This window comes from Flavicella sp. (genome assembly GCF_029238425.1).
GTDB lineage: Bacteria > Bacteroidota > Bacteroidia > Flavobacteriales > Flavobacteriaceae > Flavicella.
This window is the reverse complement of the sequence record NZ_JAQWGB010000138.1, coordinates 24,496-37,402: the sequence shown is the minus strand read 5'-3', so window position 1 is coordinate 37,402 and position 12,907 is coordinate 24,496. Positions and strand designations below refer to the sequence as shown.

Annotated in this window: 11 protein-coding genes; 9 read left to right on the top strand and 2 right to left on the bottom strand. The window is 32.3% G+C overall.

Features of this window, described 5'->3' with window-relative positions; translation table 11 throughout:
* Window positions 1–529: hypothetical protein (locus P8H68_RS10175; protein ID WP_300324442.1), on the top strand; the 529-nt coding region annotated here is incomplete at its 5' end.
* 1 nt (window position 530) lies between these two features.
* Here the strand turns inward: P8H68_RS10175 and P8H68_RS10170 are convergent.
* Complete coding sequence (locus P8H68_RS10170) at window positions 531–1,163, bottom strand: Crp/Fnr family transcriptional regulator (RefSeq protein ID WP_300324438.1); 633 nt, start codon at window positions 1,161–1,163, stop codon at window positions 531–533.
* A 108-nt stretch (window positions 1,164–1,271) separates the two neighbouring features.
* Here P8H68_RS10170 and P8H68_RS10165 point away from each other — a divergent pair, with 108 nt between their 5' ends.
* From P8H68_RS10165 to P8H68_RS10130, 8 genes are all read left to right on the top strand, one after another.
* On the top strand, window positions 1,272–1,730 hold the full coding sequence (locus P8H68_RS10165) for an Rrf2 family transcriptional regulator (RefSeq protein WP_300324434.1): 459 nt from the start codon (window positions 1,272–1,274) through the stop codon (window positions 1,728–1,730).
* A gap of 483 nt (window positions 1,731–2,213) precedes the next feature.
* Window positions 2,214–2,630: a response regulator gene (locus P8H68_RS10160; protein WP_300324431.1), complete on the top strand. Its 417-nt coding sequence runs from the start codon at window positions 2,214–2,216 to the stop codon at window positions 2,628–2,630.
* Between the two features lies 1 nt (window position 2,631).
* Entirely contained in the window at window positions 2,632–3,171 is a 540-nt protein-coding gene (locus tag P8H68_RS10155; RefSeq protein WP_300324428.1) for a heme NO-binding domain-containing protein, read from the top strand.
* A 7-nt stretch (window positions 3,172–3,178) separates the two neighbouring features.
* Window positions 3,179–5,167 (top strand): PAS domain S-box protein, encoded by a 1,989-nt coding sequence (locus P8H68_RS10150; protein ID WP_300324426.1) that lies wholly within the window; start codon window positions 3,179–3,181, stop codon window positions 5,165–5,167.
* On the top strand, window positions 5,164–6,297 hold the full coding sequence (locus P8H68_RS10145; RefSeq protein ID WP_300324423.1) for an FIST N-terminal domain-containing protein: 1,134 nt from the start codon (window positions 5,164–5,166) through the stop codon (window positions 6,295–6,297). Before P8H68_RS10150 ends, P8H68_RS10145 begins: the two co-directional genes overlap by 4 nt.
* The gene (locus tag P8H68_RS10140) at window positions 6,297–7,352 is read left to right on the top strand and encodes an ATP-binding protein (RefSeq protein ID WP_300324420.1); all 1,056 of its coding nucleotides are present in this window, start codon (window positions 6,297–6,299) and stop codon (window positions 7,350–7,352) included. The genes P8H68_RS10145 and P8H68_RS10140 overlap by 1 nt, the downstream gene beginning before the upstream one ends.
* A gap of 2 nt (window positions 7,353–7,354) precedes the next feature.
* Window positions 7,355–7,672 carry an Hpt domain-containing protein gene (locus tag P8H68_RS10135; protein WP_300324417.1) on the top strand — a complete coding sequence of 106 codons (318 nt, stop codon included), beginning with the start codon at window positions 7,355–7,357 and terminating at the stop codon, window positions 7,670–7,672.
* 127 nt (window positions 7,673–7,799) lie between these two features.
* A complete protein-coding gene (locus P8H68_RS10130; protein ID WP_300324414.1) occupies window positions 7,800–10,241 on the top strand; it encodes a DUF4114 domain-containing protein in 2,442 nt (813 codons plus the stop codon).
* A gap of 580 nt (window positions 10,242–10,821) precedes the next feature.
* Here the strand turns inward: P8H68_RS10130 and P8H68_RS10125 are convergent.
* Entirely contained in the window at window positions 10,822–12,888 is a 2,067-nt protein-coding gene (locus P8H68_RS10125) for a tetratricopeptide repeat protein (RefSeq protein ID WP_300324411.1), read from the bottom strand.
* Between the last annotated feature and the right edge of the window lie 19 nt (window positions 12,889–12,907).

Below are 12,907 nucleotides of genomic sequence, written 5' to 3'. Positions count from 1 at the left end.
AATTAATACTATAAAAGCTATGAAAAAGATACTTATCGCATTCTTATTAGGAACTGTATTTACTTACTCCCAGTATGACAATAGCGAAAAATTCACAGTGTATGCAGGAGTTATTACCAATGGACCGGATGAATATGATTTCAGCGATAGCGTATATGGATTTGGAGTCCATGCTGTATACGATGCCTTAAAAATGCATGAAGGTGCTTTAGGAGTCAAAGCATCAGCTGGTTTTGGAGATGGCTTTAGTGCTTATTATTTAGGGCCTAATATTCGTTTTGGATCTCGGTTCTTTTTAGATATGGATGTTCTCTTTGGGTACAAAGAAATTACAAATCCAAAATTATTAACCACTTTTCCTGGAAGAATAGAGTATAAAGGAACTGCTATTTTATGGGATGTTGGATTTGGATATCGTTTTGCAGACATGCCGTTAGTTTTGCGAGGTGTAATGGGTATTAGTTTTGCTACAGGCTATGATGGTGTGTCACCCGTTTTTGGATTGCATGCGGGATATAGATTTAAATAGATCAGAGATCAATTACAGTAATTAAGTTTCTGTTTAGTTTGATCTTATTGTCCTTTTCCAATTTTTTTAATAAGCGTGATACCACAACTCTAGAGGTATGTAAGTCAAAAGCTATATCCTGATGCGTAGTTTTTATTGCTTCGTTACCATTTACCATAGCTTTGTCTCGTAAATATTTCAACAAGCGTTCATCCATGTTTAAAAAAGCGATAGAATCAATGGCTTCTAACATTTCTTTCATTCGGTTTTGGTAGCTTTCTAGGATGAAATTTTGCCATGTTTTATATTTGCTCATCCAGTCTTCCATTTTCTGCACTGGAATCATAATAACCCTTGTTTTGGTTTCTGTCATGGCTCTAATTTCGCTAATGGCATTTCCTATGCAACAACTTAAAGTCATTGCACAAGTATCACCTCTTTCTAAGAAATATAAAACGAGTTCATCACCCTGTTCATCTTCTCTTAATATTTTAATGGCACCCTCTAGAAGTAGAGGCATATAGGTGATTTTTGATCCAATATCCATGAGTTTTTCGCCTTCTTCAAAACTTTTAAAAGTGCCCACCGAATTGATTTCTTTTAAAAGATCTTCCTCAAAAATATGCTCATAGTGTAACGTGAGTTGCTTGTCCATTTTTTTATGAAATTCTATTGTAAATATACTTAAATGCAAGGTTAGTTTCTTTTATAAATCAAGATAAAAATATCTTTTTTAGTATCTTTGTGACTTAAATCATATCCCATGCTATCAAACGCTTGTAAATACGCTATTCGTTCCATTTTGTATCTGTCTTTATATTCTGATAAGACAAAAAAAATAGGGGTTAAAAAAATTGCTGATGAGTTGGAAACACCGCAGCCTTTTTTAGCAAAGTTATTACAGCAATTGACCAAAAGTAAGTTGGTAACATCTACCAAAGGTCCTAACGGGGGATTTTATTTAAGTGAGGCGAATCAAAAAAATTCCATCTGGGATATTGTTGAAAATATCGATGGTCCTAATAAATTTAATCAATGTTTTTTGGGCCTTTCTAAATGCGAGGATGAAAATCCTTGTCCAGTACATTATATTGCAGCCCCCTTTAAAAATAAAATTCTTGCGAACTTTAGAGATAAAACTATTTCACAGTTTTCTTCTGAAATTATTGATACCGATAAAGTCTTATCACTTAAGGATTATGATGCCTTAAAGCAGGAATAGACAATTTTTTCATCTTATTTTAAGTTTTCTTTATCCAACTTTTGATTCCATTCATCGATAGTAAAAGACGCTTGAACGTTTTATTCTAATATACGTCATGGATAACTTATACTTTTGAGGTATAGAGTTTTAAATATGTGTATTATGAAAAATTATAGAATTTTTACTTCGTTGATTGCCTTCTTTTTTTGTGCATCACTTTACAGTCAAACGAACTTTGTTTTCAAACCATTAGAATTAAAAGATGGATTATTACTAGTCGTTTTATGCGCCCTAATAGCTGTTTATAAAATAGTTCAAGCATTATTAACCAAACAATAAATAGGTTGATATTCGTTTTTTATTGCCCCCATGTCATTAATAGAAATATTAATTTAGTTTAACTGCAGATAATTACCATTCGTCGACACTTATTGTCGTTTAATCTAAAAAACGAATTTAATTATAGCATTATTATTTTATTTATACCTCAAATAAGAAACCATGGAAGACAAGAAATTGAAAATTTTGCTCATTGAAGATGATGCGATTGAAGTGATGAAGTTGAATCGTACCATTTCCTCTAAAGGATTGGATCATACTATCGTAGAAGCAAACAATGGCGAAGAGGCCTTGGAAATTTTACGAAAAAAAGATGCGTTACCCGATATTATTTTATTAGATTTAAATATGCCTAAAATGAATGGTATCGAATTTTTGTCTATTTTAAAGGCAGATGATGTTTTAAAATATCTACCAACTGTAGTATTATCTACCTCTAGCAACGATAAAGATGTTATGGAGTGTTACAGAATAGGAATTGCAGGTTATGTAATAAAACCTCTGAAATATGAAGATTATGTTTCAAAGATTGTTAAACTTTTAGCATATTGGAGTATGAATGAGCTAATAAAAAAATAATATGAAAGGAATTGTTTTTACGGAGTTTTTAGATTTAGTTGAAGAAAAATTTGGATTGGAAATGGTGGATACCATCATTGAGCAATCTAATTTAGACTCTGGAGGTGTTTATACTTCCATAGGTACCTATAGCTTTTCAGAAATGTTAAGTTTGTTGCAAAATTTAAGTGCTAATACCTCTATCTCGATAGATAATCTTTTGCTCGTATATGCCGAGCATTTTTTTTCTGTGATAGAAAAAAATTATCCAGACATGTTGGCAATGTATAAAGATCCTATTGAAATGTTATCTTCAATAGAACATCATATACATGTGGAAGTAAAAAAAATATACCATGATGCTGAGTTACCAACTTTTGACGTTTTGGAAAAAACAGACACAAAATTGGTGATGATATATAAGTCCAGTAGGGCTATGCATCATTTTGGATTGGGTTTAATGAATAAAACCTTTGAACATTTCAATTCTAAAGCAGAAATTAACTTAGAAAAAATTAATGAAGATGGTACTGAAGTGAAATTTACGATTCACAAAAACTAACATCCTCATGGAAGATAAAAAAATTGCAATACTTGAAAGAGCGCTTGCTCGAGAAAAGTCTGCAAGAAAGCAGGCAGAGAAAATTTTAGAGGAAAAGTCTGCCAATCTCTATGAGTTAACCCAAGAATTGTCCAAAGCTAATGCTGAATTAGAAGGGACAATAAGCGAAAAAAACTCACAACTTAAAGGAATTTTTGAGAATATAGTTGATGCCTATGTGGTGATTGATCTGCAAGGTTTTGTCATTAAAATGAATCAAGCAGCAGTTGAGATGTTGGGGTATGACTTAACTAAAGAAAAAATTAATTTATTTAAGCTAGTCCATCCTGATGATAAAGGCAAAACCGCAGAAGGATTTATTCAATTGGCTACGAAAGGAATTTTAACAAACTTTCAAATTAAAATTGTTACCAAAGAGGGAAAAAATAAATTTGTCCAAATCAATTCAAGTATTGTTTTCGATAGCAAACAAAACCCAATTGCCGCTCAGGGAATCGTAAGAGATGTCACCAAAGAAAAAGAAGCCCAGGAATTACTAAAAGCCTCAGAAAATAGATTATCCACTTTGATATTGAATTTAGATTCTGGAGTTTTATTAGTAGATGAAAAAAATCAAATAGTTATTTCAAATAATAAACTTGGTGAATTTTTTTCATGCGTAGACGAGCTTGAAAACATGAAGGGCCAAACTAATTTAGAATTTACCGAAACTCAAAAGTATTTATTTGAGGATTCAAATTTATTTGTTTCAAGGGTAAAGGAGCTGGTGGCCAATAAAGAAGTAATTCTTGGTGATGTTCTAAAAATGAAAAACGGAAGAATTTTAGAAAGAGATTTTATACCAATTATTGAAAATGGGATATATAAAGGCCATTTATGGAGTTTCAGAGACGTCACCTTAATACAACGCTATAATCAAAACATAGAAGCCGAACGATTAAAGTATAGCAGTATCATTGCTAATATGAACCTTGGTTTATTAGAAGTAGACAGAGAAGATAAAATTTTGATGGCAAATCAAAGTTTTATGAAGATGTCTGGTTATGACGAAAAGGACTTAATCGGTTCTGTAGCAAATGAGATTTTCACCGAAGGAGATGCTAAAAAAGAAGTGCTAAAAGAAACAAAAGATAGACTTGTGGGAAACTCAAATTCTTACGAACTTCTGGTGAAATTAAAGGATAATTCCTTCAAGAATTGGCTGGTAAGTGGTGCCCCTCATTATAATATAAACGGAGAAGTTGTGGGTTCAATAGGTATTCATTTAGATATAACAGAGTTTAGAAATTTAGAAAAGCAAAAAGCAGATCTTTTAGGCAAGTTAGAAAAAAGTAATACTGAACTAGAGGAATATGCCCATATAGTATCTCATGATTTAAAATCTCCCTTACGAAGTTTAAATGCTTTATTCACTTGGTTAAAAGATGATAATGAAGGAAAGTTTGACGATGCGAGTTTAAATAATTTTGATCTTATCGAGAAGACCTTGGAAAAAATGGAAAAATTAATTTCGGATATTTTAGAGTATTCTAGTGTAACTTCTGGGAACGAAAAAATGGAGGAAGTGGATTTGAATGAAGTTGTATTAGGCTTGCCTCATATTTTGTTTATCCCAGAACATATTGAACTAAAAATTAAAAACAATTTACCGACCATAAAAGGTGATGAAACGAAGTTTCAGCAGTTGTTCTTAAATATTATTAGCAACGCCGTTAGGTATATTGATAAATCAAAAGGTCTTATTGAAGTGGATGTTTTGGAGTTTGCTTCCTATTATCAATTTTCTATTAAAGACAATGGAATTGGAATAGCAAAAAAAGATTTTGATAAAATCTTTAAGATCTTTCAAGCACTAACTGATAATAAAGAATCCTCAGGAATTGGCTTGTCAATTGTCAAAAAAATAATTAATTTATATCAAGGAGAAATATGGTTAGAAAGTGAGCTTGGTAAAGGAACCACTTTTTATTTTACAATTTTAAAACAAAAGCTATGAAAACTGTACAATTAAGAAAGAGACCAGAAGGTAAATGGGAATATTTATCTGAAAAACAAGAATTATTCAACCCGCTTGTTCTAGTGTTTGGTAATAAATTTTTATTAGAAGATCCTACTATTTATAAAAGTATGAATGACTTGTTTCCTGGTGGTCATTTTGTGTTTGGATCTTCTTCAGGTGATATCACAAAAGAATCTGTAGAAAACGATGGACTAGTAGTGACAGCGATTGAGTTTGAAAAAACAAAATTTGAAATTAAAACCAGTAATGTTTTAAATTCTGATTTAGATAGTTTTAAAACAGGTAAGGACTTGCTGGATAGTTTTGATAAAGAGGGCTTGAAATATATGTTTGTTGTATCAGAAGGAAGTTTTATCAATGGAAGTGATTTAACGAAAGGCATGAACTCTTCTATGGATGATAATATTTTAATCACAGGTGGACTTTGCGGAGATGATGCAAGATTTGAATCAACCGTGGCATCTTACAATGAAAACCCAAAACAAGGAGAGATTGTAGCCATTGGATTTTATGGTGAAGAATTGGAAGTTACCTTTTCTATTTATGGTGGGTGGACTCCTTTTGGGCCAGAAAGAACGGTTACAAAAAGTAAGGGGAATATATTATATGAGTTAGATAATATGCCAGCCTTAGATTTGTATAAAAAATATTTAGGTGAAAAATCGAAAGATCTTCCGAGTGCAGCATTATTGTATCCATTGAATGTGAAATCTATCAATGAAAAGCAATCCATAGTCCGTACTATTTTAAATATCAATGAAGAGGACAATGCCATGATATTGGCAGGGAATATTGCAGAAAATGCCAAAGTGCAATTGATGATGACCAACGTAGATAATATAGCAAATGCTTCTGAAAGAGCTGCAATCCAAGCCAAAGAATTAAGAGAAACAAAAGCGCAATTGGCAATACTTGTGAGTTGTATTGGAAGAAAACTTGTGCTGGATCAAAGAGTAGAAGAAGAGGTTGAAGAAGTAGTAGAAGTGGTGGATGAAGATACCACCGTTTGTGGGTTTTATTCCTATGGTGAGATCGCACCTTTTCATGGAGAAACTTCTTGCCAATTGCACAATCAAACAATGACAATAACATTAATAAGTGAATAATGAATTCATTGCTAGCAAGACAAATTAGGAAAAATCTAAACGACGAACTATTGGCTATTCCAGAAGTGGCTCGTTTTTTGGAATCCGTCAATTTATCTTATAATAATTTTGATGATCAGCATTCAATGCTCCAAAGGGCAATGTCTATAAGTTCTGAAGAGTTATTTGCTGCCAATCAAAAATTGATTGAGGAAACAAAATCTCAAAAAAGGGTAATTGATAGATTGAATGAAATAAGTACGGCTTTGAGTATTCATGCTATGGATGAAACGGATAAAATTGATGAAGAAGCTTCAATAAAGGTTGGGGATAAATTATTTGATTATATAGAAAATCAAACTCAAAAAATTCTTCAAATTAATTCCCAAAGGGATATTTTATTAAAAGATTTAGAGCATCAAAATAAGGAACTGAGTGAATATGCTCATATGGTTTCTCACGATTTAAAATCTCCTCTGCGGAGTATCAGTACCTTAACAACATGGCTATTTGAGGATTTCAAAGAAAAACTAGGGAAGGAAGGAGAACATACAATTAATCTAATATTGGAGAATGTTGAAAAAATGGATTTTCTTATCAAGGGAATTTTAGAATATTCTACCATAGGTAAAGTAGAGCTAGAAAAATATGATGTTGATATAAAAAACACCCTTGATACGATAATGCGAAGTGTTTATGTGCCTAACCATGTAGAAGTAAAATTATTAGATGATTATCCAGTTGTACAAGGGGATAAATTTAGAATGCAGCAATTATTTCAAAACCTTATTGTCAATGCGATCAAATATAACGATAAAGAAAAAGGAGAAGTTTTTATTGGATGTAAAGAAGTTGAAGGTTATTGGGAGTTTCAAGTAAAAGATAATGGAAAGGGAATTGATGAAAAATATTTTGATAAAATATTTCAAACATTTCAAAAGTTAGAAAACACTCATAATTCTTCGGGAATTGGACTGTCAATTGTAAAAAAAATTATTGAACTCTACGAAGGTCGTATTTGGCTTGAGTCAAAAATGGGTGAAGGAACAACGTTTTATTTTACCATTAAAAAGTAACTATGGAACAACCAAATTTAAATTATATACAAACCTTATCAGGTGGAGATCTTGATTTTGAAAAAAAAATTATAGAAATATTAAAACAAGAATTTCCTGAAGAAAAGAGTGTATATGAAAATTGTATCACTCAGGAAAATTTTAAGGAAACGGCAGAGATTGTTCATAAAATTAAACATAAAATGAGCATTGTAGGATTGGAAAAAAGTTATGAATTGGCCGTGAATTACGAGAAAAAACTTTTAAATAATTCAACAGAACTTAGAGGAGAATTTGAATCCGTTTTAGAGACTATGCAAAACTATATAGAAAACTTATAAAGTTGCCGTTAAATCCATTTAACCATGAAAACCATCCATTCAACGATGGTTTTTTTTATGGTATCGAAAATTATAAAAAATAGCGGTTATTGGAAGTAATTTTGGGATATATATAAATCTATGTCTTATGAATAAATCATTACTTCAATTAATCTTATTGTTCGTAGTAACAATTATTAATGCTCAGGATTACAAATTTTTAGGAGAATACACTTCAAATGGAACCCCCCTATATTTAGAAGAAGTAAGAGATGATGTCTCAGTAGAGACACAAGAAATGATCAGCAATGCTTTACCAGAAAGTTTTCCGGTACCAGATTACAATCCTCACTATATATCTTCAGGATATGATACAGACGTAAACCTGAACGATACTGCTGATGTTTGGGTAACCTTTGTGGATGAAGGAGCAGGATATAGAAACGTTCTTGGGTTTTATACTTATCCAATAGGAAATCCACCAGCAACAAGACCTTCAAAAGATGAAATAACAATTATTTTTCCTAATGTCTCTGCTCTAGGAAGTGGAGGAGGATTGATCACAGGAGATAAAGTGAAAATAGGAACGTTTGATGAAGGAACCGCTATAGGTTGGGTTCTTTTAGCGAACGCATGGAGAAATGGATCTGTTGGAAATGCGTATTGGGATGTGTTTTCTAATCCAATTTACAACCCAGAGCCATCAGTAGAACTAAGACATCATAACGTTCTGTTAGAGGATCCAGATCACGAAAGAATTATATTAGGTTTTGAAGATATTAGAAGAGATTATAGATCTTGTGATAATGATTTTAATGATGCTATTTTTTATGTGACTGCAAGTCCGTACGAGGCAATAGTAACAACAAATTATGTGAATGTGGATGAAGCAACACCAAATGTTTCTTCTTCGAATACTGCAGGGTTAGAAAGTAACGGTAAATTGGCAAGTTTGATTGCTAAAAGAAATTTTACTCGTGATAAAACAAATTCTAAAGCTGATCAAAAATCCCAACAGAAAATTTTTAATAAAAAACAAAGAAAAGCAAGCAACGAGGTAACCACTCAATTAGAACAATTCTTACCAGAAACAGGAATGTTTCAAACAGAAGTTGCTCAAATTTCTAGTCCAGAAGATTTATTAGGAGTGACCAATGCTACTGAAATTTTTGCAATTGATATGTATGATGGTGAAAATAGAGTTTCTGCAGCTTTGGCAACAGCAACTACAGGTTCAGTATATGATCATTCAAAAGCTATTTGTGATCGTTTGAATCATTCCTCTTTAGAAGATGTAAGACCCGTTACTGTTAGAGGACACAGAATAATCAGTTCTAAAATTATAAGAAATGAAGGTCAAATAGAATATACATTAACATTTTCTGTCAAGTTGGGAGAAACATCTAACGAAGTATTGAGTTTCTGGAATATAGATCAATACCCTTCGGGAGATTATTACAACTTTCAAATTTGGGGAACAACATTTTCTCAAGTATTTTCTATAGCAAATCATATTTTTGATTCCTTAGCAGCTGAAAAAGAATTGATAAGCAGCGATGTATCAGATAGAACTCCTTTAGTTTTTGTGAAATCGGGAACTTATAAAAATGGTAAAGTTGAATTAGATATTGTGAATAAAGCGAGAGCCACAGAAATGATTTTTTCTGCAAATATTTCGGAAACAGAAGTATCAGAAACTTCAGCAATGCAAAAAACAGTTGCTTTAACAGGAGCATGGAATCAAAAAGTAATCATAGAAACAGGAAATTTATTTGATGTAGGCTTGTCAATAGAAACAGCGGCTTCTTCTCAGAAAGATGCTTTGTATTTAGCAGATGGACCATGGGGAGCAGATTACAATTCAGAAATTGATGCAATTACAGCTTTTGATGTTACTATTTCAGATGTAATACAAAAGAATGGAGAGCATTTAGTAGAAAGAAATATTGATGTTGAAGGGGAGTTGAAGGGAACCATCAATGTGTTCCGTCACTTAATGCCAGGAGATCAATTGTTAGATGTTTCTGAATTTGATGCCATAGAATTTGAAGTAGAGAGCTCTCACGCTATTGAAGTTATTTTAATGACCGATGATATTGCTGACTGGAGTAAAAGATTACGTAAAACAATCGCTCCTTCTTATGAAAAAGAAAAAGTAATGATTTCTTTTAATGATTTTGTTGACAACGAAGGGAATACAATCGATTTAAAAACAGTAAGAACTTTAGTGTTTTCAGTTCAAGGAGACTATGTAAATAAAGTAGACTTTACAGTGAAGGTTGAAAATGTAAAATTGGTTGAGCCAAAAGTGGCAAGTGTAACAGGTACTGATGACATTGAGAATGAAGTTTCTAGAAATTATCCAAATCCGTTTATAGGAAAAACAGTGATTGAAATCCCTAGAGATTCAAGAACTGCAGCAATCAAAGTATTTGACATGATGGGTAGGTTAGTAGATTCAAAATCATTGCCTACGAAAGATGGAAATGAATTCTATTACCAATCAAAATCGAATATGAAAGGTGTATATAGTTACCAAGTGATAGATGATAACCAATATGTGCACAAAGGCAGTTTTATGATTAGATAACAATAAATGAGTACCCCCTTTCCCAAGGCCGTCTGTTTAAACAGAGGGCCTTTTTTTGTTTTTTTGATTCCTGTAACGTATTGAGTTTTTTTGTGTAAAATAATTAAAGTCTTTTTAATGTTGTGACCGGGACTTTATATGAATCAAACGAATCGTATTTATGTATTGCAGTGTGCTTTGATTTTGAATTTAAAATTGGAACGGATAGTAAAGCAAATAGTTGTGTCTAATAAGAATAAGTACCAGGCTTATTTCTTGGAATGAATTTAGACTAAAATTAGGATTGTTTTTTAACTTACTGATCAATCCAAAAAAGATATTCGATAAAAGACATCACTTTGGGAGGTGTTTTTTCTATTTCTTCATGAGTTAATAGTAAACGTGAGTTGCTTCTGTTTTGGAATTTAGTTTTATTTAATGACACAGCAGGAAAATTATCTATCAAAGGAACGGAAATATGAATGATTGGAAGTAGAACTTAGCTCCCTATGACCTTAAGACAATAGGGAACTAAGTTTTTTCTAAAAAGAAAAGCCTCGAAGAGAATCTTGAGGCTTTTATATATTAGTGAATGGATTCCTTATTTCCTTCTTGAAAAAGCAGGCTTGTCCATAAAGTACCACTTTGCTCTGATCCCTATTTCTGTATAGGTAAATCCAGCTACCGTTGCTGAAGCAATATTACTTCGAACACCATATAGGTTTGCAACGAGTCTGCTATTGAATCTATATCCTAACTTTGCTTGTATCCTATAGGTTCCTTGTTTTGGGTCGTTTTCAATAAATTGATACCCTAAGGCAGCATTTAAATTGTAAAAAATACTTCTGCTTCCTGTGGCATATTCATCTTTTAAGATATCCACAAAAATTTCATATGCTCTAAATTTAGAGGGGCTAAAGTAAATAAGAGGGACTTGATCTTGAAACGCAATGGCTTGAAAGTTAATACCCGATTTAATAAAAGGTTTGTTGTAAATATTGTAATATAAAGATGTAAACAGTAAATTTCTGACATTGCCATCCGTTTGTGCAGTATAATAGTATTGGGTAAACCAACCAAGATTGTAGTTAGTTCCAAAATTATAGTTTGCATAAAAATTATTTTTAACAATTTCCTGTTCCAATAAATCTGCATTAAAAGTCTCCATTTCTCTTATATACCCAAACTCTAGGGTGTGCAATTTAAAAGGTTTCAGATTCATGGAAATATCTGCCAAAAATTTTCCATAATTATTAGACTCTGTACTTGTAGAGGCAAATCCTATCATTGCGTTTAGAGCTACATTAGGAATTAGTTGTTGGGTAGCCCCAGCCAGAAAAGTGTGTGCATTTGCACTGTTCTCAGTTACACTGTTTTTGGTAGTTCTAAAGCTGTACAAAGCTCTTAAGGTAGTCGCAGTTGAAATTGGATATGCAGCTTCAATTTGTGAATATATAGCATTGTTATATCCGTTGTCATAGCTATAAGCTGCTTTCATTTCAGCATAGGGTGTAAAAGATTTATCTAAACCCTTGATAAAGTTGAGAACATCTTTTTGGTTGTCATAATATTTTAAGGTCTGTTCCGCAGCAGCATAAGCCGCATTGTATTTTCCCGAAGCTTTTAAAGCATTTGCTTTACCTAAGTTACCGTCAAAAGAACTCTCTTCTGTTTCTAATATTTTATCATAGTCGGCAATAGTATTCTTAAAGTCTCCTTTGTATACATTAAGCGTCGCTCTTAATGAAACTGGCCAAGTTTTGTCTGGGTGGGCTTCCATTAATTCATTGATGTCTTTTTCAGCTTTTTTATATTTTTTATTCCAAATCAATGCTTGTACATGTCTAGATTCTGTTTGTTTTTCTAACTCAGTATCCTTAATCATAGGCAATATGGATAGAGCTTGATCGCTAATTTTTAATGCTGTTTTGTCTTTGTTTTCAAAATGTGCAATTAAGGAAAGGCCATTCAGTGAAAAAATACTATCTTTTTTAGAGGTAGCTATATCATAATATACCTGTTTAGCGTTATCATATTGTTTTGCAATAAGATAAGTGTTTACTAGGTTTTTTTGAGTGTCTGGGTCATTTTCAAATAATTCTAAATTGGCTTTTAATAAAGCAATAGCTTCCGTATACTTTTGTTGTTTGGTTAAACTATCTGCATAGCCCAATTGAATGTATTTTTTAGAAACCATTGCATTTGGATTGCCCGGAAGTACTTTTAAAGCTTTGTTTACAAATTTTAAAGCTTCTGGATATTTCTTTAAATTCGATAACGTATTTGCATATCCTAATAATGCGGGGAAACTAGTAGCGTTTTCACTGGCTAATGTTTCATAATATTTTTCTGCATCTTCAAATTGTTTGTTCCAAAGCATCGCTTCTGCATAGTTTAATTTTATTTCAAAGTCACCAGGGTAATCCTCTAGCATTTCTGTAAATATTCCAACTGCCTTTGGTGCATCTCCGTTTAGCCCCACGGCTCTACCATAACAAAGTTTTGCGGTTTTATTATCAGGGTGTTTTTTTAAGGTCTTTTCAAAAAATGTTTCAGCCTCTTGGTATTTGCCTGTTTCTAAATAGGTAAATCCTTTTTTCATGTTCTGAGAAGAAGCGGCCGTAAAGGTTAGCAACAGCAGAATAACATAGAATATTCGTTTTTTCATAGCGGCAATGTTTTCACTT